This is a genomic window from Microbacterium immunditiarum (genome assembly GCF_013409785.1).
GTDB classification, from domain to species: domain Bacteria; phylum Actinomycetota; class Actinomycetes; order Actinomycetales; family Microbacteriaceae; genus Microbacterium; species Microbacterium immunditiarum.
Map to the genome: position 1 here is coordinate 723217 of NZ_JACCBV010000001.1, position 21242 is coordinate 744458.

The following is a 21242-nucleotide window of genomic DNA, read 5'->3' on the forward strand; positions in this document are numbered from 1 at the left end:
CCATTATCGCGGCTCGCTCCGGCCGCTCCTACTCCGCGGCCTCCCACGCGGGCGCGTACGACGGCTGGTAGAGCATCACGGGCGGGATGCCCGGAACCTCGAGCTCCACGCCGCGCCCGTACTCGCGCTCCCACACCTCGCCCTCGAAGGTCGCGCCGCGCGAAGCGAGGTCGGTCATCGTCGCGTCGAGGTCGTCGCACATGAGCGACAGCTCGTGGCGCTGGTCGTACAGCTCGTCGCGGCCCTCCCACGTGCGCGGATGCACGCCTCCTTCGGTGGGCCCCTGCGAGAAGATGAGCCACCCGGGGGAGGTCTCGATGAACGACCAGCCCACGACGTCACGGAAGAACGCGCGGGTGGCCGGAGGGTCGTCGCTGTAGACGAGCGTGTGGATGCCTGTGATCATCCCGCAAAGGTAGTCGCGGCGAGGCGTCAGTGCTCGACGACCCGCTCCGCGATGTCGGTGCGGTACTGCCCGCCCTCGAGTTCGAGCTCGGCGATCGCGCGGTACGCCCGCTGCCGCGCTTGCGCGAACGTCGTGCCGAGCGCGACGACGTTGAGCACGCGCCCGCCCGACGCGACGAGCCCGGCCTCGGTCTCGGTCGTCGCAGCGTGCGCGAGGTGCACGCCCTCGACGGACGCCGCTGCGTCGAGCCCGCCGATGAGCCGGCCCGTGACCGGCGCTTCGGGGTAGCCCTCGCTCGCGAGGACGACGGTGACGGCGGTCGCCTCCGCGAAAGCGGGGCGCGGGTGGTCTTCGAGGTGACCGGATGCCGCGGCCAGCAGCAGCTCGGACAGGGGGTCGACGAGGCGCGGCAGCACCACCTGGGTCTCAGGGTCGCCGAAGCGCGCGTTGAACTCGATGACCTTGACGCCGGCATCCGTCACGATGAGTCCCGCGTACAGCAGCCCGATGAACGGCGTGCCCTCCTCGTCGAGCTGGCGGATCACCGGCTCGGCGATCTCGCGCGTCACGAGGTCGACGAACTCCTGCTCGCTTCCGAAGCGGCCGTCGAGCCACGGCAGCGGTGAGTACGCGCCCATGCCCCCGGTGTTCGGGCCGTGGTCGCCGTCGCGCAGGCGCTTGTAGTCCTGCGCGGGGCTGAGCGGCAGCACGTGGTCGCCGTCGCACAGGAAGAAGAGCGACACCTCGGGGCCGTCGAGGTACTCCTCGACGAGCACTGCCCCGGTCGGGAGGTACGCGGCGGCGTGGGCGAGCGCAGGGTCCCGGTCGCTCGTGACGATGACGCCCTTGCCCGCCGCGAGACCGTCGGCCTTGACGACATACGGGGCGCCGAGCTCGTGGAAGGCGGCCTCGACCTGGGCGAGGCTCGTCGCGCGCACGGCGCGGCCCGTGGGAACGCCCGCGGCGTCCATGATCCGCTTCGCGAACGCCTTCGATCCCTCGAGCTGTGCGGCCGCCCTGCCCGGGCCGAAGACCGGGATGCCGCGCTCGCGAACCGCGTCGGCGACGCCCGCCACGAGCGGGGCTTCCGGGCCCACGACGACGAGGTCGATCGCGTTGTCGAGGGCGAACTGCGTCACGCCGGCAGGGTCGTTCGCATCGAGGGCCACGAGCGCCGCGTCCTGCGCGATGCCGGCGTTCCCCAGAGCGGCGAAGATCTCGTGATCCGCCTCTTCCGAGCGGAGGGCGAGGATGATGGCGTGCTCGCGCGCGCCCGAGCCGAGGACCAGGATTCTCACCTGGCCCAGCCTAGCCCCGCGCAGGCGGCGCGCCCCGGGGGACGTGCGGGCGGGCGCGGCGTGAAAACGGCGGGACGGATCGGGAGGTTCCGGCCGCCGAGCCCGCGTGGGAGGGGATTGAGCCCGGAGCTTCGACGCGTAGCGTGGGGGCATGGCCCGCAGGATCTCGACCGAGGACGGCCGCGACGCGCTGGCCGCGGTCGCGAGCGGCGACCCCGGCCGCACCGACCTCGCGACCGCCGTGCGCTACCTGCTGCAGCTGCTCGCCGAGAAGGCCCCGGGCAACTCGGTCGAGGTGCGCGTGCCGCCGTTCGCGGCCGTGCAGGTGCTCGAGGGTCCCCGCCACACGCGCGGCACCCCGCCGAACGTCGTCGAGACCGATCCCGCCACCTGGATCGCGGTCGCGACGGGTCAGGAGGAGTGGACGGATGCCGTCTCCGCCGGCCGGATCGTCGCATCGGGCGTCCGGGCGGATCTCTCTCCGCTCCTCCCGCTGCGTGCGTGAGCGGCGCAGGATATCGGATCGGATGGCCACCCGTTGGGAGCAATCCCACAAGGTGGCGTATTATCCCTTCAACCCGTCAGCGCCGAAGGTATGACACCCGTTACGCTTTCACATCTCCCCGGATGCACGGCCGGTGGCGGGAGGCGAGACTGGGCGCTACCCCCGGGCCCCGGCCGTTCTCGGTCACAAGTCATCGCCGGAAGGGATATATGGCCGAGCCGTCGAGCGATCGCACCGCAAAGCGGAGGTGGTGGCAGGGCATCCGACCGCGCCTGATCGGCGTACTGCTGATCCCGATGATCGCCGCACTCGTGCTGGGTGTGCTGCGCGTCGAGTCGGCTGTCGCGGCGAGCACCGAGGCAGCGCGCGCAGAGAGCCTCGCGAATGCCCTCCCCGCCAGCTTCGCTCTCGGGATCCAGCTCACGAGAGAGCGCGAGGCGGCGAACGCCGCGATCCCGGACGCGACCAAGGAGCGCATCCGATCTGAGACCGACGAGGGGATCGACGCCTGGCGGCAGGTCGCCGCCGACGTCGACGACTCGCAGGACCCGGCGCTGGCGCAGGACCTGGATACGGCCAGGAGCGCGCTGAGCGACATCGACGAGCTGCGCGAGCAGATCCTCGAGCCGGACACACGGTCGGACGCGGTCACGGCGTACACCGACCTGCTCAACCTGCTGTTCGGGCTGTCTTCCCAGCTTCCGGCGCTCGAGGACCCGTCCATCTATGAGCAGACCAGTGCGCTCGCGAACGTGCGGACCGCTTCCGAGGTGCTCGGTGTCGTGCGCGTGGTGATCAGCCAGGCGCTCATGACCGGAGAGATCAGCCCACGGGGACTGATGCAGCTGGCCAGCGCCCAGGGGGTCTGGGACCAGGCGAGCGCAGACTTCGTCGCGGGGTCCTCGCCGGCAGCGGCGGAGCTGTTCGAGGAACTCACCGACCGTGGACCCGACAGCAGGCTGAACCCTCTGCGTGTGATGGACCAGGTGGTGCAGGACGGCGGGCTGGATGGAGTCTCCATCACCCTGTCCGCATGGCTGCAGCTCTACGCGGGGTACATCGCGGAGCTCGAGGAGGTCATCGTACTGGCTGCCGACGATCTGGCCGCAGACGTCGCCGACGTGCGGCAGGCCGCCCAGCAGTCCGCGCTTCTGACCGCGGGCATCGTCGGTGCGGTCCTCCTGATCGCCCTCGTGGTGACGCTGCTCGCGACCCGGTCGATCCTCCGGCCGCTGGTCCGGCTGCGCGGCGCCGCGCTCGAGATCGCCGGCAAGACGCTGCCGGACCGCGTCAAGCAGGTCGAGAACGCGGACGGTCCGATCGACACCTCGGTGGAGCCGATCGGTGTCGAGCAGCGAGACGAGATCGGCGACGTGTCGGAGGCGTTCGACGCGGTCCACGCAGAGGCGGTCCGACTCGCCGGTGAGCAGGCGCAGATGCGGGCGAACGTCAACCGCATGTTCGTCAACCTGTCGCGGCGCAGCCAGAACCTGGTCGAGCGGCAGCTGCGTCTGATCGAGCAGCTCGAGGCAGGCGAACAGGACCCGGCGCAGCTGGCCAACCTGTTCCAGCTGGACAACCTCGCCACGCGCATGCGGCGCAACGACGAGAGCCTGCTCGTCCTCGCCGGCGGTGACACCCCGCAGGCCGCGCGCGGCAACGTGCCGGTTCTCGACGTGCTGCGTGCCGCCACCTCGGAGATCGAGCAGTTCGCCCGGGTCGAGATCGAGTCGGCGGAGGAGGGCGAGCTTCGCGGCTCCGTCGCCGGCGACCTGGTCCACCTCCTCGCCGAGCTGATCGAGAACGCCACCAACTTCTCGCCGCCGGACTCGCCGGTCGTCATCCGCACACTCCCGCGCAAGCCGGATGAGCCGCTGGTCGTCGACATCGTCGACCTCGGCCTCGGGATGACCCCGGACGAGCTGCTCGCCGCCAACGCCAAGCTGAAGAGCACCAGCGGTCTGGACGCCGACGTCGCGCGGATGATGGGCCTGGTCGTGACGGCCCGACTCGCGGATCGCCACGGCATGACCGTCTCACTGCGGTCGGGCACCCCGCGCGGCATCGTCGCCCGCGTCAGGATTCCGGCGAGTGCCCTCGCGACGGGCCAGACCAAGCCGCTGCCGGTCGTCGCAGCCCTCCCCCCGCGCCAGCCGGTGGCGGTCCGGACGCCCGCCGGCGCTCCGTCGAGCACGATGCCCGCAGAGCGGACCGAGTCGGCGCCGGTGGCCGAGGCCCGCGCGGAGGCTCGCCCCGCAGAGCCGGCGATCGCGACGGTGGGCAGCGACAGCCCGCCGCCGTCGTTCGCGCACGACGACGCCGGCGACACGCCCATCTTCGCCGCGCTCCGGTCCGCTTGGTTCACTCGTGGCCAGCCGCTGGGCACACTCCGGGCGGTCCAGTCGGACGAGCCGGCGGCCTCGCAGAGCTGGTCCTCGCCCGGCGACGACGGCTGGAAGCGTGCGGCTGAGGTCTTCCAGCGACCAGAGGAGCCAGAACTCGTGACCGCAGGCGGACTTCCCAAGCGCGTCCCCGGGCAGAATCTCGTTCCCGGCGCGGCTCCGGCGGTGAGCCAGCCCGCACCGCAGGCGCAGCCCACGGTGGATCCGCGGCGGAGCGGCGCCCTGTCCAGCTTCCAGCGCGGCGTGAGCCGCGCGCGCGCCGACGCGCCGGAGCCGGAGCTGGAGCCGGATGACGCCATGCCGACCCCGACACCCCGCTACTTCCGATCCCAGAGAGGGGAAGACGAGTGACGACTGCTCCTGCGAACCTCGACTGGCTGGTCGACAGCCTGACCCAGCGCACCGCCGACGTCGCGCACGCCATCCTGGTGTCCGCGGACGGCCTGCCGATGGCCCGCTCCGCGGCGTTCCCGCCCGACCGTGCCGACCAGCTTGCGGCGATCACCTCGGGCCTCACCAGCCTCACGCAGGGTGCCGCGCGTGCTCTCGGGGCCGGTCAGGTTCACCAGATGGTCGTCGAGATGGACGGCGGCTACCTGGTGGTGATGTCCGTCGGTGAGGGCTCGAGCCTCGCGGCTCTGGCCGCCCCACAGTGCGACTTGGGTCAGGTGGGCTACCAGATGCAGCTGCTCATCGCCCGCGTCGCGACCGCGCTCACGCCCGAGATCCGCACGGCTCAGTCCGGCACCTGACAGGGCAGGATGAATCAGGAGTGATCGTGAGCACCGTCGACCCCCCGCCGCCGCCGACGCTGGTCAGGCCGTACGCCCTGACCCGCGGCCGCACCGCGCCCTCCCGCGTGTACCCGCTGGAGGCACTGGTCCACACCGACCTTCGGATGCTCGACGGCCACGCGCTCTCCCCTGAGGAGCGGTCGATCGCCGAGCTGTGCCGCGAGAGCCGCTCGGTGGCCGAGGTTGCGGCGCTCGTGCGGATCCCGCTGGGCGTGGCGCGGGTGCTCATCGGCGACCTCGTCGACCGGGGTGTCGTGAGGGTGCACACGCAGACAGAACCAGAGTCCGCCCCCGGCGCCGCGCTCCTCGAGCGCGTGCTGAGCGGGCTGCGCAAGCTGTAAGGAGGACAGACACCGTGAGCCCCGACACCAGTCAGGCGACCCTTTCGGCGAAGATCGTCATCGCCGGAGGATTCGGCGTGGGCAAGACGACCCTCGTCGGCTCGGTTTCCGAGATCGAGCCGCTCACCACCGAAGCGGTGATGACATCGGCGAGTGTCGGGGTCGACGACCTGTCCGCGGTGCCCGACAAGACGACGACCACGGTCGCGATGGACTTCGGGCGCATCTCGCTGGACGCCGACCTGATTCTCTACCTGTTCGGCACCCCGGGTCAGGACCGGTTCTGGTTCATGTGGGACGACCTCACCCAGGGTGCGATCGGCGCCGTAGTGCTGATCGACACGCGCCGCCTGGCGGATTCGTTCGGAGCGATCGACTACTTCGAAGCGCGCGGAGTGCCGTTCATCGTGGCCCACAACGTGTTCGGCGCGGAGTATCGCTACACGTCCGAGCAGATCCGCGAGGCCCTGTCTCTCCGACCCGACGTGCCGATCGTGGCGTGCGACGCCCGCGACCGGGCGTCCACCAAGGCGACCCTCATCACCCTCGTGGAGCACGTGCTCTCGATGATCGCCGCGTGACGCGGCCGGCGTTGCCGCCGGCGTATCACCACGGGCGCGCCGACGCCGGATGCGGCATGACGCCGACCGGCTGCCCGCGCCCCGTGCGTGAGTGAGACAATGGAGGCATGGCCGATCAGGCTCCGAGCCCCCTCCCCGACGACTCCGACGACCGAGAGTCGCCGCTGACTCCCCCGACCGCTCCCGAGGCCCCGCGGCAGCACGCCGAGCTCATCGAAGACGAGGTCGAGCGCGCGACGGTCCGCCGCACGCCGAAGTATCCGGTGTTCCTCGTGGTCGGTGCCGCGCTCGGTCTCATCGTGGCGATGATCCTTACCTTCACGTTCAGCGGCACCTCTGAGGAGAGCCCGACGACCGGTCTCGTGTACTCGCAGGGCCAGGTCTTCGGTTTCCTGCTCCTCATCTGCATCCCGGTGGGCCTCGCCCTGGGCGGCATCACCGCGCTCGTCCTCGATCGCGTGTTCGCACGGCGGGCGCACGCGGTGACGGTCGACCACGAGCGGATCCACACGCTCGACTGAGCGACGCCCGAGCGCCGTGGCGGCGTTCGGGATCAGGCGAGCTCGGCGATGATCGGGTGGATCGCCGCATCGAACGCGACGACGTCGCCCCGCAAGCCGTCGGTCACCGCGATCGTGAGCGACCCGATCCACCACACTCCGCGCTGCGCGAGCGGGAGCACCTGCACGTTGAGCTCGAACGAGTGCGCGCGACGGCCGACCTGGCGCTCGTGCTCGGCGATCGCGCTCGCGTAGGCGCGGTACGACACCCCGGGCTTCGACGCCGCGTCCTTCGCGTAGCGACTGTGCGCCGACTGCGAGAACGCGAGCGCTTCGGCCGCGTGCGGCATGATCGCGTTGCGCAGCTCGTCGAAGCCCTCGATCGGCAGGGCCACCAGCGTGTCGAAGCCGTCGACGAGATCGAGGGGCACGGGCGACGGATGCGCTTGCGGCTCGACCGTCATCGCCCAGTACTCTCGCCACTGGCGCTCGAGGATGCTCTGGGCCGCGTCGGATCGGTCGTTCACGCGCGGAGGGATGCCCCGCAGGTGCGGCAGCTCGTCGGGCGAGCGGATGCCGAGGACCTGCCGGAGATAGAGCGCGAGCAGGACCGGCTGACCCGCGTCTTCACGGATCACCCATTCCGGTGCACCGGCGCCGCCCATGCCGCCATTGTAGGGCGGCCCCCCGACAAGGGGACTCGCTTCGCGGGGCTGGACGCGCGGCTCCTGCGCTGGACGCGCGGCTCCTGCGCTGGGCGTAGGAGATGATCCCGACGTAGGACCGATCTCGCGGCATCCGTCCTACGCCGCGCTCATCTCCTACGCTCGCAACGAAAGCGGAGAAGGGCGGAGAAGGGCGCGGCGCCGACCGCGCCGCCCACCGGGATCGCCGGGCATCCGCTCAGGCAGCCGCCGGTAGGCTGGAGGCCGTGGCCTCCCCCTCCCGCGACGCCCCCGCGAATCCCTACACCGAAGCCGGCGTCGACACCGCTGCGGGCGATCTCGCAGTGGAGTTGATGAAGTCGGCCGTCCGCCGTACCCACGGGCCTGAAGTGCTCGGAGGAGTGGGCGGTTTCGCCGGGCTCTTCGACGCGACGGCGTTCAAGGCGTACGACAAGCCCCTGCTCGCGACGAGCACCGACGGCGTCGGCACGAAGGTCGCGATCGCGCAGGCGATCGACAAGCACGACACGATCGGCCTCGACCTCGTGGGCATGGTCGTCGACGACATCGTCGTAGTGGGCGCGAAGCCGCTGTTCATGACGGACTACATCGCGTGCGGGAAGGTGGTTCCCGAGCGCATCGCCGACATCGTGCGCGGCATCGCGGCCGGGTGCGCCGAGACCGGCACCGCGCTCGTCGGCGGCGAGACGGCCGAGCATCCCGGACTCCTCGGTCCCGACGACTACGACGTGGCCGGCGCCGCGACCGGCGTCGTCGACGCGAACCACGTGCTCGGCGCCGAGCGCGTGCGGACAGGCGACGTCGTCCTCGCGCTCGCGAGCAGCGGACTCCACTCGAACGGCTACTCGCTCGTGCGCCACATCGTCTCTCGCGCCGGCGTGCAGTACGGCGACCGCGCGCCCGACCTCGGCTCGCACGGCACAACATGGGGCGAGGCACTCCTCGAGCCGACGCGCCTGTACACCGCTCCCCTGCTGCGGCTCATCGCCGACCACGGCGACCGCGTCCACGCGCTGAGCCACATCACGGGCGGCGGCATCGCCGCGAACGTGGCGCGCGTCCTTCCGCGCGGCACGTGGGTCGACGTCGACCGCTCGACGTGGTCGCCTCCGCCGGTGTTCCGCGTGCTCGCCGACCTCGGCGGACTCGACCTGACCTCGACCGAGGGCACGTGGAACCTCGGCATCGGCTTCGTGGCGGTCGTGTCGGCAGACAAGGCGGATGCCGCGGCATCCGCCCTCGCCCAAGACGGCATCGCGGCCTGGCAGGTCGGCGTCGTGAACGAAGGTCCGCTCCCCGAGGGCGGTGCGGCCTTCGAGCAGGGCGCGAAGGGCGTCGACGGCGGAGCCGTGCGCCTCGTCGGAACGTACGCGGACGACGCCGCGGCATAACGAGCAAACGGAGCATCACCACCCCATGTGCGGCATCGTCGGAATGGTCGGCCAGGCGCCGGTCAACCAGGAGATCTACGACGCCCTGCTGCTGCTGCAGCACCGAGGCCAGGACTCCACAGGCATCTCGACCGCCGAGCACAACGGCGTGTTCCACCTCGCCAAGGCGCGCGGCATGGTGCGCGAGGCGTTCCGCACGCGCGACATGCGATCGCTGCTCGGCAACATCGGGCTCGGCCACTGTCGCTACGCCACGAAGGGCACGGCGTCGAGCGAGGAAGAGGCGCAGCCGTTCTACGTGAACGCGCCGTACGGCATCGTGCTCGTGCACAACGGCAACCTCACGAACACGCGCGAGCTCACCGAGGAGCTGTTCCACAAGGACCGCCGCCACCTCAACACGAGCTCCGACACCGAGCTGCTCGTCAACGTGCTCGCGAACGAGCTGCAGGCGTCGATCTCGGGGCTGCAGCTCGACGCCGACCAGATCTTCCAGGCGGTCGCTCGCGTGCACGAGCGCGTCGAGGGCTCGTACGCCGCTGTCGCGCTCATCGCCGGATACGGCCTCCTCGCGTTCCGCGACCCGTTCGGCATCCGCCCGCTCATCATGGGAGTGCGCGACGCCGGCGACGGCAAGTACGAGTGGATCGTGGCATCCGAGTCGCTCGTGCTCGAGAACGCCGGCTTCGACGTCGTGCGCGACGTCCTGCCGGGCGAGGCCGTGTTCATCGACCTCGACGGTCACCTGCACACGAAGCAGTGCGCCCCCGATCCGAAGCTCGTGCCGTGCTCGTTCGAGTACGTGTACCTGGCCCGGCCCGACTCGATCATGAACGGTATCTCGGTGTACGAGGCGCGCCTGCGCATGGGCGAGCGCCTCGCCGACACGATCGCGAAGTACACCCCGAAGGGCGCGATCGACGTCGTCATGCCGATCCCCGACTCGTCGCGCCCCGCGGCGATGCAGGTCGCGCGCAAGCTCGGCATCGAGTACCGCGAGGGCTTCTACAAGAACCGCTACGTCGGCCGGACGTTCATCATGCCCGGCCAGGCGGTCCGCAAGCAGAGCGTGCGTCAGAAGCTCAACGCGATGTCGAGCGAGTTCAAGGGCAAGAACGTGCTGCTCATCGACGACTCGATCGTGCGCGGCACGACGTCGAAGCAGATCATCCAGATGGCGCGCGACGCCGGCGCCAAGAGCGTCACGTTCGCGTCCGCCGCTCCCCCGGTCCGCTACCCGCACGTCTACGGCATCAACATGCCCTCGCGTCACGAGCTCGTCGCCCATGGGCGCACGATCCCGGAGATCGCGAAGGAGCTCGGCGCGGACTACATGGTCTTCCAGGAGGTGGAGGATCTCAAGGCGGCGATCCTCGAGGGCTCCGACCTCGACGACCTCGACATGAGCTGCTTCGACGGCCGCTACATCACGGGAACCGTCACCGAGGAGTACCTCAGCTGGGTGGAGGGCTCGCAGGAGTCCTGACCACCGGCCGCGCGGCGACGCGGAGACACGGATGCCCCGGCCGCCCGCTCGCGCGGGCCCGAGGCATCCGGTCCCCCCGGCCTTTCGCTACGCGGTGACCTTCGCTCCCTCGAGCACGTCGAGGAACGCCTTCATCCAGGTGCCGTTGTCGGGCCACGCGCGTCCCGTGACGAGGTTGCCGTCGACGACCCCGCCGCCGTTCTCGAAGATGCCGCCCGCCGTCTCGACGTCGACCGCGAGCTCGGGGTACGCCGACGACGTGCGGCCCTGGAGCACGCCGGCGGCCGCGAGCAGCAGCGGTCCGTGGCACAGCGCCGCGACCGGCTCGTTGCGCTCGAAGAAGTGGCGGACGATGCGCTTCGCGTCCTCGTTGTTGCGGATGTACTCGGGCGCCCGCCCTCCGGGGACCACGATGGCGACGTAGTCCTCGGGGTTCACGTCGGCGAAGGCGATGTCGGCCTCCCACGTGTGTCCGAGCTTCTCGGTGTAGGTGTCGAAGCCGTCGACGAAGTCGTGCACGACGAACTGCAGCCTGCGCTTCTCGGGCGCGCCGATGTGCACCTCGTAACCGGCCTCCTGCAGCCGGTGGTACGGATAGAACACTTCGAGCGTCTCGGCGGCGTCGCCGGTGAGGATGAGGATCTTGTCGGCCATGGCGGGTTCCTTTCGAGACGACCGTGTCTGTCTGTCTCGATCGTGATCGCGGATGCCCCGCCCCGGCCATCCTCGTTCTCACGATGTGCGAATACGCATCGGCATGCACCGGCTTACACTGGGCCGCATGGGCGCCGTTTCCGCGGCCCGCGACGTGGCGGGCACCCGCTCCGCCGACCGCGTGCTGCAGATCCTCGATGAGATCGGAGCGAGCGCGGAGGGGCTGACCGCCGCGCAGCTCGCGTCGCGTCTCGGACTCTCGACGGCGACGACGTACCGTCTGCTCGCGACGCTCGTCGCGCACGACTACCTCGCGCGAGGAGACGACGCGCGGTACGTGCTCGGGCGGGCGGTCGACGGACTCGGCCGTGCCGTGCGGGCGCAGCTGGTGGTGACGCCCGAGGTGCGCGGCATCCTGCGCGAGATGCACGATCGCGCGGCCGCGCCGGCGTACCTCACCGTCTTCCGCGGCGACGACATCGCCGTCGCCCACATCGCCGACTCCCGTGACCATCCGCGAATCGGACAGCTCCACGTCGGGTTCGCCGAGGCCGCGCACGTGACGGCGTTCGGCAAGCTCATGCTCGCGGCACGCGACGACGACGGTGTCCGGCGATACCTCGACAGGCACGGCGCGCCGGCGGTCTCGACGCGTTCGGTCACGAGTGAGCGGGGGCTCCTCGAGCAGCTCGACGACGTGCGCGCGCTGCAGATCGCGATCGAGGTGGAAGAGTACATGCCCAAGCTGGCATGCATTGCGGCGCCCGTGCGGTCGCACAGCGGGCGGACGATCGGCGCCGTGTCGCTCTCGACGACGGCCGAGGACTTCGCGTCGCGTGCCCACGAGCTCGAGCGAATCGTGCGACGCGGCGCGTGGCACGTGTCGAGCAGCTTGCACGCCTGACGTCGGCGAGACTCGCGACCGGGCGTGCGGAGCTGCGGGCGGATCAGCGCATCGCGCTGTTCAGCGCCGCGTCTTCTTCGTCCTCGTCCTCATCGTCGTACTGGTCGGCCCACTTGTCGACGTACTCGTCGTCATCGTGGCTGGCCAATTCACGCTCGAGCGCCGCGTAGTTCACGCTCGGGCTGAACGACTTGAGTTCACGGGCGATCTTGGTGTGCTTCGCCTTCTGACGGCCACGCCCCATGCGAGACCCCCTCATTTTCTGAGTCGCGGGCTGTGCGGGCGCCCGCCGCATTCACGATCCGGTCACAGGCCGGTAAGAGTAGCATTCAGGATACCACGGGGCCCCATCCACCCAGGCGGCTCCGACACGTCGGCGAAGGGGACGATGGAATATGTCGGACGCGGCATCCGAGGGCTTCGACCAAGGCTCGGCGGACGAGACCTCATCGGAATCCGGCCCCCGGACGCCGTCGCCCGAAGAGCTGCGCGGAGCGGTCATCGCGGGCGTCGTGCCCGGTCAGCCGCCGCGTGTCCTGAAGGAGGCGGCGCGCTACGCGAAGCTGCTCGGCTCCCCGCTGATCGTCGTGCACGTCGACGTCACGCGGTTCGTGACGTACGAGGATCCCGACGGGTACGTGCACTCGGCGCCGATCGACGTCGACCTGATGACGGGCGAGGACGCCCTCGCGCAGGTGATGGCCGAGGCATCCGAAGCCCTCGCCGGCCGCGGCGTCGAGTGGACGGTCAAGCAGCTCGTGGGCGACCCCGCCCTGGCGATGAAGCACCTCGGCGAGCAGGTCGAGGCCAAGCTCCTCGTCATCGGCACGCGCCGTCGCGGCATCGGCGAGTCGATCCGCGAGTTCTTCACGGGATCGGTCGCCGCGCGGCTCGCCCATCGGCAGCATCGGCCGATCCTGGTCGTGCCGCTCGGCGAGCCGGTCCCCGATGACGAGGAGATCTGGCCCGAGTAGGCCGATCAGCCCCGGAGCGCTCGCGTGACGTCGCGGGCGATGCGGTCGAGCTCGTTCACGATGGCGTCCACGGTGTCGGTCGCGAGCTCCCCGCCCCGGGCGACGTGCGTGCGAAGGTCGCTGCGCACCCGGATCCGGAAGTCGTTGACAGCGGCATCCGCGCGGTGAAGCTGCTCGCGACTGCGCGCGCGGGCGTCGTCGACGGGCGCCGGCCGCTGGGCGGTCTCACGCTCCTGCCGGGCGGCGGCAGCGAGATCGGCCTGAAGGCTCTTCATCGCCTCGCGCACGCTTCCGCGGACCTCATCGGCGATGAGTCGCACAGAGTCGGCGAGGTTCGCCTCGATGCCTTCGAGCTCGCCCTTGCGGGCGGTGACCTCGGCCCGGCCGGCGTCGGTGATCGAGTAGACGGTCTTGCGGCCGTCGACGGTCTTGGTCACAAGACCCTCCTCCTCCAGCTTCGCGAGGCGCGGATAGACCGTTCCCGCGCTCGGCGTGTACGTGCCGCCCGTGCGGTCGGAGAGCGCCTGCATGATGTCGTACCCGTGCCGAGGAGCCTCGTCGAGGAGGTTCAGCAGGTACAGGCGCAGGTCGCCGTGCGAGAAGACGGGGGTCATCACCACTCCTCTTCGTCGATGCCGGCGCCGGCGTCATCCGAAGCCGGACGATCGGCGTCGGCCGGGGTATCCGTGTTCGCGTTCGTGCTCGCCGAGCGCCGCAGCACCGTGACGCTGCCCGACACGCTGTTGGCGCGCACGTCGGCGAAACTGCCGCTGAGCTCGCCGACGGCTCCCGTGAAGTTCGTGAGGGGGCCGGTGCCGGTGCCCGAGACCTTCTGGCCGTCGACGATCACCCGTCCGCTGACGCTGCGGATGACGTAGTTCGCCGGGAAGCCGTCGTCGAGGCGGACCGTCGCGTCGCCGCTCACGGTGTTGAGGCTCACCGCGTGGATGTCGCCCGTCGAGTCGACGAGCATCGAGCCCGACACGGTGTCGATGGTCGCGCTGCGCAGCGAGCCGGTCGCGGCGATGTCGCCCGACACGGTGTTGGCGTTCAGCGCGCCGACCAGCTCGCGCACCTGCACATCGCCCGACACGGCGTTGACCGTGAGGTCGCCGGTGAGGCCGTCGACGATCAGGTCGCCCGAGACGGTGTTCAGGCGGGCGTTCTCGCGGATGCCGGACACGAGCGCGCTCGCGCTCACGACGCCCATCGTGAGGGCGACCGACCGGGGGACGGCGACGCTGATCTCGGCCTTGGGACCGCCTGCGCCGAAGTTGCGGAACACTTCGAGGAAGTTGTCCCAGCGCAGCTGCGGGTGGTCGATCTCGACGTGGTCGCCGGACACCTCGATGCGGAGGTCCTTCACGGTGACCGAATGCACTTCGATGCGGGCGCCCGGCTCGTCATGGGCGATCACGTCGAGCTGGCCGCCGACCAGCCCGATCTTGAGCGAGCGCACGGTCTCGATGTCGATCACGCGCGTCTCGCCGGGGTGGATGATCCACTTCTCGAATGTCATGGGATGCTCCTGCGATGTGGGGATTCGCGATATATCGCGTGATGAGATGCTAACACGATATATCGCGAGCTGGTCAAGAGAATGTTCAGAAGTCGGCTTGACTTTGACGCAACGTCAACCTTTAGCGTCGTTTCTGCACGGCGAACGAGCCGAGAAGACGAAAGGAGGCAGGCATGACCGAGGAGTGGTCCATTCAGCAGATCGCGAAGCTCGCGGGCACCACGAGCCGCACACTGCGTCACTACGACGACATCGGACTGCTCGCGCCGTCCCGCATCGGCGGCAACGGCTACCGGTACTACGACGAGCGGGCCCTCGTGCGGCTGCAGCGGATCCTCCTGCTGCGCGAACTCGGACTCGGCCTGCCGCAGATCCAGGACCTGCTCGCGAACGACACCGCCGAGGTGCCCGCCCTCGAGGCGCACCTCGCGTGGCTCCGGCAGGAGCAGAGCCGGCTGGCGCGCCAGATCGCGTCGGTCGAGTCGACCATCGACGCCTTGAGAGGAGGTGAACCCCTGATGGCAGAGAACATGTTCGACGGCTTCGACCACACGAAGTACAAGGACGAGGTCGAAGAGCGTTGGGGCAAGAAGGCCTACGCCGACAGCGACCGCTGGTGGCGCTCGATGAACGCCGAAGAGAAGGCGGCGTGGCAGCAGAAGGTCTCAGACCTCGGTCGCGACTGGATCGCCGCCGCCGAGCGCGGCATCGCTCCGGACAGCGACGAGGCGCAGGCACTCGCGAAGCGCCACGTGGAGTGGCTGACCGGAGTCCCCGGCACGCCCGCGGCGACGCCGGGCGGTGATGTGAAGGCTTACGTCATCGGCCTCGGCGAGATGTACGTGGCCGATCCTCGGTTCGGTGCGAACTACGCCACGAGCGCGGGCGGCAGCGCCGGCGCAGAGTTCGTGCGCGATGCGCTGCGCGTGTACGCGGAGGCGAACCTGTAGCGCCCGAGCGCGAAAGAGAGGCGGATGCCGCGACCGTCGTGGTCGTGGCATCCGCCTTCTTCTGCCGGGGTTGCGCCCGGAGAATCGCTGGACTGCCCGTTACGGTGCTCGACGCCCGCTGAGGTACCGGAACAGGAACACGATCACCGCGATGACAGCGAGGATGATCGCGATCCACAGCAGGAAGTTCAGGGTGGGCACAACGCCCCACCAGATGAACAGCGCGATCGCAAGCACGATCAGGATGATGGCGAGGATGTTCATGTCAACTCCTTCGGGGAGGCCGATGCGACGGGGCGAAGCACCGGATGCCTCATGGGCACGCCTCGAGATTGGCACCGTCGGCGCCGCGTCATCAGGGGCTTGACGAGCGAGAAGCGCCGGTGGTAACTGCTTTCGCGCCTGCCGGCGGGTGGTTTCGCGTACTCGGCCGCGCGGCGGTGTCAAGCCCCTCTCGGCCGACGAACGCGCGCCGTACCGTTTCGTTCGGGCCTCGAGCCCCAGGCAGAAGGAGACGACGATGCCCCGAGGACGCGGATCGAATCTCAAGGATCGCGACATGTACGAGGAGCTCCGCAAGGACGGCGCCTCGAAGGAGAAGGCCGCGCGCATCTCGAATGCGGCCGCCGGCCAGGGCCGCAAGAAGATGGGCAGCAAGGGCGGCAGCGCCAAGGATTACGACGACCGGACCGTTCCCGAGCTGCGCAAGCGCGCGAAGGAGCTCGGCCTGAAGGGATACTCGGGCAAGAAGAAGTCCGAGCTCGTCTCGATGCTGCGCAACCACTGACCACGGAGGGCGCATGCCACGACTGACGCGGGTGCGTCCCCACCAGGACCCCGGCTACCGGCGCGTGCGCTCCGGGTCGGGGTTCCGGTACGTCGACGCGAAGGGCAAGCCGCCGCGCGAGGCCGATCTCGAACGCATCCGCGACCTCGTGATCCCGCCCGCGTGGGAGGACGTCTGGATCAGCAAGCGCGCCGACGGCCACATCCAAGCGGTCGGAACCGATGGGGTCGGGCGTCGGCAGTACATCTACAACCCGCTGTGGACGGCCGGCCGCGACCGCGGCAAGTACGCGCGGGCGCTCGCGCTCGCCGAGGCGCTGCCGCGGGCCCGGGCGCGGGTCACGACGTCGTTGCGAACCGACGGACTCGAGCAGGAGCGGGTGCTGGCCGTGGCGTTCCGGATGCTGGACACCGCCGCCCCCCGCATCGGATCCGAGCGCTACCTCAATGCGCACGGCAGCCACGGGCTCACGACGCTGCAACGGCGGCACGCTTCGGTGATCATCCCGACCGTGTCGCTCTCGTTCCCGGGGAAGAGCGGCCAGCGCCAGTTGCTCGAGATCGACGACGAAGACCTCGCTCACGTGCTCGAGCTGCTCGTCGAGGGAAAGCCGAAGGCGGCTCTGCTCGCGTGGCAGCGTGGCCGTCGGCGGGTCGCGCTCACGCCCCCGGAGGTCAACGCGTACGTGCGAGCTCTCACGGGCGGGAAGTTCACGGCGAAGGACTTCCGCACGCTGCGCGGCACGATCCTCGCGGCGGAGGCCCTCGCGCGCATCGGCGCCGCCGACACGAAGTCCGATCGCAAGAAGGCCGAGTTGCTCGCGGTGCGGGCGACCGCGCAGGCGCTCGGGAACACCCCATCGGTCGCGCGTGGCTCCTACATCGACCCGCGCGTGTTCAAGCGCTACGCCGAGGGGAACGTGCTGGACCTCGATCGCACGCCGGAGTCGGCGATCCGCGCGCTGCTGCGGCCGGGGTCGGTCGGCGAGTAGGGCCCCGCGCGGGGCGCGCTTCGTCTCGCTGCGCTCGCTCCGCGGCCGAAGGGTCAGCAGACCCTCAGGGAGAGGCCATGACCGCCATGGAATACTGAACCCGATACATTCGCGTATCCCGCCGCGGCGCTCGCCGCGCGCGTCTCCTTCCGCACCACTCCACCGAAGGCATCCGTGTCGAACCTCGCCGTCCTGAGCCTGAAGAACCGCGCTCTCATCGCGCTCATCACGATCGTCGCCGCGATCTTCGGGGGCCTGGCCCTCACGAACCTCAAGCAGGAGCTCATCCCGTCGATCGAGTTCCCGGCGCTCATCGTCGTGTCGACCTACCCGGGCGCGTCTCCCGAGGTCGTCAGCAATGATGTCTCGACGCCGATCGAGGCAGCGATCCAGGGCGTGCCCGGCCTCGAGTCGACCAGCGCCACGAGCACGACGAACGCGTCGGTCATTCAGGCCTCGTTCACGTACGGAACGAACCTCGCGACGGCCGAGCAGAAGATCACGCAGGCGATCAACCGGATCGACAGCCAGCTCCCCGACGGCGTCGAGCCGAGCGTGCTGACGGCGAGCATCGACGACTTCCCGGTGATCCAGCTCGCGGTCACGGGGTATGACGACGAAGAGTCGATCCAGGCGCAGCTCGAGGCATCCGTCATTCCCGATCTCGAAGACGTGCCTGGCGTCAACACCGCGCAGACCGTCGGCGCCTCGGGGCAGCGGATCACGATCACGCCCGACCAGGCGCAGCTCGCGGCATCCGGATTCAGCCAGCAGGCGATCCGCGACGCGCTCGACCAGAACGGCGTGCTGTTCCCCGGCGGTGAGATCACCGAGAGCGAGCAGACCCTCACGGTGCAGACCGGCACGAAGGTGACCTCGGTCGAGGAGCTGGCGGCGCTGCCGCTGGTGCCCGGCGACGCGGCGCAGTTCGCGGCCGGCACCACGACGATCGGCGACGTCGCGACCGTCGCGCAGGAGTCCGACCCGATCACGTCGATCTCGCGCGTCAACGGCGAGCCGGCGCTCACGATCGCGGTGACGAAGCTTCCCGCGGCGAACACCGTCGACGTGTCGCGCGGTGTGCTCGCGGTGCTGCCCGACCTCGAGGAGAGCCTCGGCGGAGCCGAGTTCACGGTCGTGTTCGACCAGGCGCCGTACATTCAGCAGTCCATCGAGTCGCTCGCGCAGGAGGGCCTGCTCGGCCTCGTCTTCGCGGTGCTCGTGATCTTCGTGTTCCTGCTGTCGGTGCGGTCGACGCTCGTCGCGGCGATCTCGATCCCGACGAGCGTGCTCGTGACGTTCGTCGGCATCCAGGCGTTCGGCTATTCGCTCAACATCCTCACGCTCGGCGCGCTCACGATCGCGATCGGGCGCGTGGTCGACGACTCGATCGTCGTCATCGAGAACATCAAGCGCCACTACGTCGGCGACGCCGACAAGCGCACCGCGATCCTGCGCGCGGTGCGCGAGGTGGCGGCGGCGATCACGGCCTCGACGATCACGACGGTCGCCGTCTTCGTGCCGATCGCGTTCGTGGGCGACGTCACGGGGGAGCTGTTCCGTCCGTTCGCGCTCACGGTGACGATCGCGATGTCGGCGTCGCTGCTCGTCGCGCTCACGATCGTGCCGGTGCTCGCGTACTGGTTCCTACGTCCGGGCAAGCAGATCCTCGACGCTGAGGGGCGGGCGATCGATCCGGAAGACCCGGATGCGCCGCCCTCGCGCCTGCAGAAGGCGTACCTGCCCATCCTGACGTGGACGCTCAAGCACTCGTGGACGACGCTGCTGCTCGCCGTGCTCGTGCTCGGCGGCACGATCGCGGCCGCGCCGTTCATGAAGACGAACTTCCTCGGCGACTCGGGACAGAACACCTTCACGATGACGCAGGACATCGGCCCTGCCGCGAGCCTCGACGCGGAGAGCGCGGCCGCCGAGCAGGTGGAGGACGTCCTCCAGGGCATCGACGGCATCGAGACCGTGCAGGTGTCGATCGGCTCGAGCGGTTCGCCCCTGCGCGACGCCTTCACGGGCGGCGGTGGCGGCATCACGTACTCGATCACGACCGACCCCGACGCCGACCAGCTCGCCCTGCGCGACGACGTGCAGGCAGCCGTCGCCGACCTCGAGGACGTCGGAACGATCACCGTCGCCGGCGGTGGGGGCGGGTTCGGTTCGAGCGACATCGAGATCGACGTCACGGCCCCCGACTCGGCGACGCTGCAGGAGGCGACGGATGCGGTCGTCGCCGCCGTCGACGGGCGCGAGGGGATCAGCCAGGTGTCGAGCAACCTCGCCGCATCGCTGCCGTTCATCTCAGTCGCCGTCGACCGCGACAAGGCCGCGTCCCTCGGCCTGTCGGAGGTTGCGGTCGGCGCGCTCGTGTCGAACACGATGCAGCCGCAGCGCATCGGCACCGTCGAGATCGGTGACACCGCGCTGACGGTGTTCCTCGCAGCGTCGCAGACGCCCGCCACGATCGAGGAGCTGCGCGCGCTCACGGTTCCGTCGGCGGCCGGGCCGATCCCGCTGTCGGAGGTCGCGACGGTCGAACAGAGCGAGGGTCCGACCTCGATCTCGACGCAGCGCGGGCAGCGCACGTCCACCGTCACGGTCACGCCCGCGACCGACGACCTCAACGCGGCGTCGGCCGCGGTGAACGAGGCCCTCGCAGACACGGAGCTCCCGGCATCCGCCGACGCCGAGCTCGGCGGAGTGCTCTCGCAGCAGCAGGATGCGTTCTCGCAGCTCGGCCTCGCGCTGCTCGCCGCGATCCTCATCGTGTACATCGTGATGGTCGCGACGTTCAAGTCGCTGCGTCAGCCGCTGCTGCTGCTCGTCTCGGTGCCCTTCGCGGCGACAGGTGCGATCCTGCTGCAGATCATCACGGGCGTGCCGCTCGGGGTCGCGTCGCTCATCGGCGTGCTCATGCTCATCGGCATCGTCGTGACGAACGCCATCGTGCTCGTCGACCTCGTGAACCAGTATCGCGAGAAGGGCCTGTCGGCCCACGACGCGACGATCGCCGGAGGCTCTCGCCGTCTCCGCCCGATCCTCATGACGGCGCTCGCGACCATCTTCGCGCTGACCCCGATGGCGATGGGCATCACCGGACACGGCGGCTTCATCTCGCAGCCGCTCGCGATCGTCGTGATCGGCGGGCTCGTGTCGTCGACCGTGCTCACGCTCCTCGTGCTGCCGACGCTCTACAACCTCGTCGAGGGCGCGAAGGAGCGGCGGGCCGCGCGGCGCGCGGGGCGCGACGGCTCGTCGGCAGGCGGGACGGATGCCGCGACCGGCGACGGCCCGACCGACGACCAGCGCGAGCTCGTCGGAGCATCTCTGGGCGCCGCGGTCGTCGGCGGTGCCGTCGAGGGCGGAACGGAGCCGGTGTACGAGACGCGGCGTGCGCGGCGTGCGCGGCAGGCAGGGCTCGCGGTGGGGAACGCTGCGGTGGTCGAGCCGGCTTCCGCGGATGCTCCCGCCGACCAGTCCCCGACGGCGGATTCGGCCGCGGGGGCGTCGGGTGCGAAACCCGAGGTGGATGAGCCCGCGGCCGGCGAGCCGCTCGTGTTCATCGCCGAAGTGCCTGCCGAGTGGACGGAGCCGGTCGAGGAGGCGCCGCGACCGGAGTTCGTCGCGCCCTTCGTGGAGGAGCCGGGTGCTGATGAGGCCGAGTCGGAGGTCGAGTCGGAATCGGCGTCCGAGTCCGATGCGGAGTCCGATCCGGCGGTCGAGGTCGAGTCCGGGCCGCGGGTCGAGGACGAGTCCGAGGCGGAGCCCGCTGCCGGGGCCGAGTCCGAGGCGGAGGCGGAGGCCGAGCCGGTGCTCGACTCCGATCCGGCGGCTGTGTCGGACCCGGAGCCCGACGGGGAGCCGCAGCCCGAAGACGAGGCGCAGACCGAGCACGAACCGCAGCCGGATCCTGACGGGACGTCCGACTCGGACGCCGACGCGAACGAGCCTCAGGATGAGCAGCCCCACGCCGACACGGACGCGGACGCGGACGCCGGCGCCGACTCGGACGCGGACACCGACCCCGAGCACCCCGACCGCTGAGCCCGTGCCTCGGGCGA

22 protein-coding genes are annotated in these 21242 nt (G+C 70.3%); 14 read left to right on the forward strand and 8 right to left on the reverse strand.

Translation table 11 applies throughout. From position 1 onward, the window contains the following. Positions 1–28: 28 nt before the first annotated feature. Together BJ991_RS03250 and purD are read right to left on the reverse strand one after the other, a co-directional pair. A complete protein-coding gene (locus BJ991_RS03250) occupies positions 29–406 on the reverse strand; it encodes a VOC family protein (protein ID WP_179487407.1) in 378 nt (125 codons plus the stop codon). 26 nt (positions 407–432) lie between these two features. Then, complete coding sequence (purD, locus tag BJ991_RS03255) at positions 433–1704, reverse strand: phosphoribosylamine--glycine ligase (protein WP_179487409.1); 1272 nt, start codon at positions 1702–1704, stop codon at positions 433–435. Positions 1705–1855: 151 nt separating this feature from the next. On the opposite strand from purD, the gene BJ991_RS03260 reads away from it, so the two are divergent. The 6 genes from BJ991_RS03260 to BJ991_RS03285 all read left to right on the forward strand — a co-directional run bounded on the left by BJ991_RS03260 (position 1856) and on the right by BJ991_RS03285 (position 6848). Continuing rightward, complete coding sequence (locus BJ991_RS03260; RefSeq protein WP_179487411.1) at positions 1856–2209, forward strand: sterol carrier family protein; 354 nt, start codon at positions 1856–1858, stop codon at positions 2207–2209. Positions 2210–2418: 209 nt separating this feature from the next. Continuing rightward, the gene (locus BJ991_RS03265; protein ID WP_179487413.1) at positions 2419–4962 is read left to right on the forward strand and encodes a sensor histidine kinase; all 2544 of its coding nucleotides are present in this window, start codon (positions 2419–2421) and stop codon (positions 4960–4962) included. After that, a complete protein-coding gene (locus tag BJ991_RS03270) occupies positions 4959–5363 on the forward strand; it encodes a roadblock/LC7 domain-containing protein (protein ID WP_179487415.1) in 405 nt (134 codons plus the stop codon). Before BJ991_RS03265 ends, BJ991_RS03270 begins: the two co-directional genes overlap by 4 nt. Positions 5364–5389: 26 nt before the next feature. Next, a complete protein-coding gene (locus BJ991_RS03275; protein WP_179487417.1) occupies positions 5390–5746 on the forward strand; it encodes a DUF742 domain-containing protein in 357 nt (118 codons plus the stop codon). Positions 5747–5760: 14 nt separating this feature from the next. Next, positions 5761–6327, forward strand: coding sequence for an ATP/GTP-binding protein (locus BJ991_RS03280; protein WP_179487419.1), 567 nt, complete (start codon positions 5761–5763; stop codon positions 6325–6327). 107 nt (positions 6328–6434) lie between these two features. After that, positions 6435–6848, forward strand: coding sequence for a potassium transporter Trk (locus BJ991_RS03285; RefSeq protein WP_246301014.1), 414 nt, complete (start codon positions 6435–6437; stop codon positions 6846–6848). A gap of 32 nt (positions 6849–6880) precedes the next feature. Here the strand turns inward: BJ991_RS03285 and BJ991_RS03290 are convergent, their stop codons facing one another. Beyond that, a complete protein-coding gene (locus BJ991_RS03290; RefSeq protein ID WP_179487421.1) occupies positions 6881–7492 on the reverse strand; it encodes a zinc-binding alcohol dehydrogenase in 612 nt (203 codons plus the stop codon). Positions 7493–7758: 266 nt separating this feature from the next. Here BJ991_RS03290 and purM point away from each other — a divergent pair, with 266 nt between their 5' ends. Further along, a complete protein-coding gene (purM, locus tag BJ991_RS03295) occupies positions 7759–8904 on the forward strand; it encodes a phosphoribosylformylglycinamidine cyclo-ligase (protein ID WP_179487423.1) in 1146 nt (381 codons plus the stop codon). A gap of 25 nt (positions 8905–8929) precedes the next feature. Further along, the gene (gene purF / locus BJ991_RS03300) at positions 8930–10390 is read left to right on the forward strand and encodes an amidophosphoribosyltransferase (RefSeq protein WP_179487425.1); all 1461 of its coding nucleotides are present in this window, start codon (positions 8930–8932) and stop codon (positions 10388–10390) included. A gap of 87 nt (positions 10391–10477) precedes the next feature. Here purF and BJ991_RS03305 read toward each other — a convergent pair whose 3' ends face one another. After that, the gene (locus BJ991_RS03305; RefSeq protein ID WP_179487427.1) at positions 10478–11044 is read right to left on the reverse strand and encodes a DJ-1/PfpI family protein; all 567 of its coding nucleotides are present in this window, start codon (positions 11042–11044) and stop codon (positions 10478–10480) included. Positions 11045–11171: 127 nt separating this feature from the next. Between BJ991_RS03305 and BJ991_RS03310 the strand changes: the two genes are divergently transcribed. Then, positions 11172–11948 carry an IclR family transcriptional regulator gene (locus tag BJ991_RS03310; protein WP_179487429.1) on the forward strand — a complete coding sequence of 259 codons (777 nt, stop codon included), beginning with the start codon at positions 11172–11174 and terminating at the stop codon, positions 11946–11948. A 43-nt stretch (positions 11949–11991) separates the two neighbouring features. Here BJ991_RS03310 and BJ991_RS03315 read toward each other — a convergent pair whose 3' ends face one another. Continuing rightward, positions 11992–12192 carry a DUF3073 domain-containing protein gene (locus tag BJ991_RS03315; RefSeq protein WP_179487431.1) on the reverse strand — a complete coding sequence of 67 codons (201 nt, stop codon included), beginning with the start codon at positions 12190–12192 and terminating at the stop codon, positions 11992–11994. A gap of 151 nt (positions 12193–12343) precedes the next feature. Between BJ991_RS03315 and BJ991_RS03320 the strand changes: the two genes are divergently transcribed. Continuing rightward, a complete protein-coding gene (locus tag BJ991_RS03320; protein WP_179487433.1) occupies positions 12344–12922 on the forward strand; it encodes a universal stress protein in 579 nt (192 codons plus the stop codon). 5 nt (positions 12923–12927) lie between these two features. On the opposite strand, the gene BJ991_RS03325 is transcribed toward BJ991_RS03320, so the two are convergent. Together BJ991_RS03325 and BJ991_RS03330 are read right to left on the reverse strand one after the other, a co-directional pair. Then, on the reverse strand, positions 12928–13536 hold the full coding sequence (locus BJ991_RS03325) for a PadR family transcriptional regulator (RefSeq protein WP_179487435.1): 609 nt from the start codon (positions 13534–13536) through the stop codon (positions 12928–12930). After that, positions 13536–14441, reverse strand: a complete 906-nt coding sequence (locus BJ991_RS03330) for a DUF4097 family beta strand repeat-containing protein (protein WP_179487437.1) — start codon at positions 14439–14441, stop codon at positions 13536–13538. Before BJ991_RS03330 ends, BJ991_RS03325 begins: the two co-directional genes overlap by 1 nt. A 173-nt stretch (positions 14442–14614) precedes the next feature. On the opposite strand from BJ991_RS03330, the gene BJ991_RS03335 reads away from it, so the two are divergent. Further along, the gene (locus tag BJ991_RS03335) at positions 14615–15391 is read left to right on the forward strand and encodes a MerR family transcriptional regulator (RefSeq protein WP_179487439.1); all 777 of its coding nucleotides are present in this window, start codon (positions 14615–14617) and stop codon (positions 15389–15391) included. A gap of 99 nt (positions 15392–15490) precedes the next feature. On the opposite strand, the gene BJ991_RS03340 is transcribed toward BJ991_RS03335, so the two are convergent. Further along, the gene (locus BJ991_RS03340; protein WP_179487441.1) at positions 15491–15655 is read right to left on the reverse strand and encodes a hypothetical protein; all 165 of its coding nucleotides are present in this window, start codon (positions 15653–15655) and stop codon (positions 15491–15493) included. 256 nt (positions 15656–15911) lie between these two features. On the opposite strand from BJ991_RS03340, the gene BJ991_RS03345 reads away from it, so the two are divergent. The 3 genes from BJ991_RS03345 to BJ991_RS03355 all read left to right on the forward strand — a co-directional run bounded on the left by BJ991_RS03345 (position 15912) and on the right by BJ991_RS03355 (position 21225). Further along, a complete protein-coding gene (locus BJ991_RS03345) occupies positions 15912–16178 on the forward strand; it encodes a DUF7218 family protein (RefSeq protein ID WP_179487443.1) in 267 nt (88 codons plus the stop codon). A 13-nt stretch (positions 16179–16191) separates the two neighbouring features. Next, a complete protein-coding gene (locus tag BJ991_RS03350; protein ID WP_179487445.1) occupies positions 16192–17169 on the forward strand; it encodes a DNA topoisomerase IB in 978 nt (325 codons plus the stop codon). 174 nt (positions 17170–17343) lie between these two features. Beyond that, positions 17344–21225: an efflux RND transporter permease subunit gene (locus BJ991_RS03355; RefSeq protein ID WP_179487447.1), complete on the forward strand. Its 3882-nt coding sequence runs from the start codon at positions 17344–17346 to the stop codon at positions 21223–21225. Positions 21226–21242: the final 17 nt, after the last annotated feature.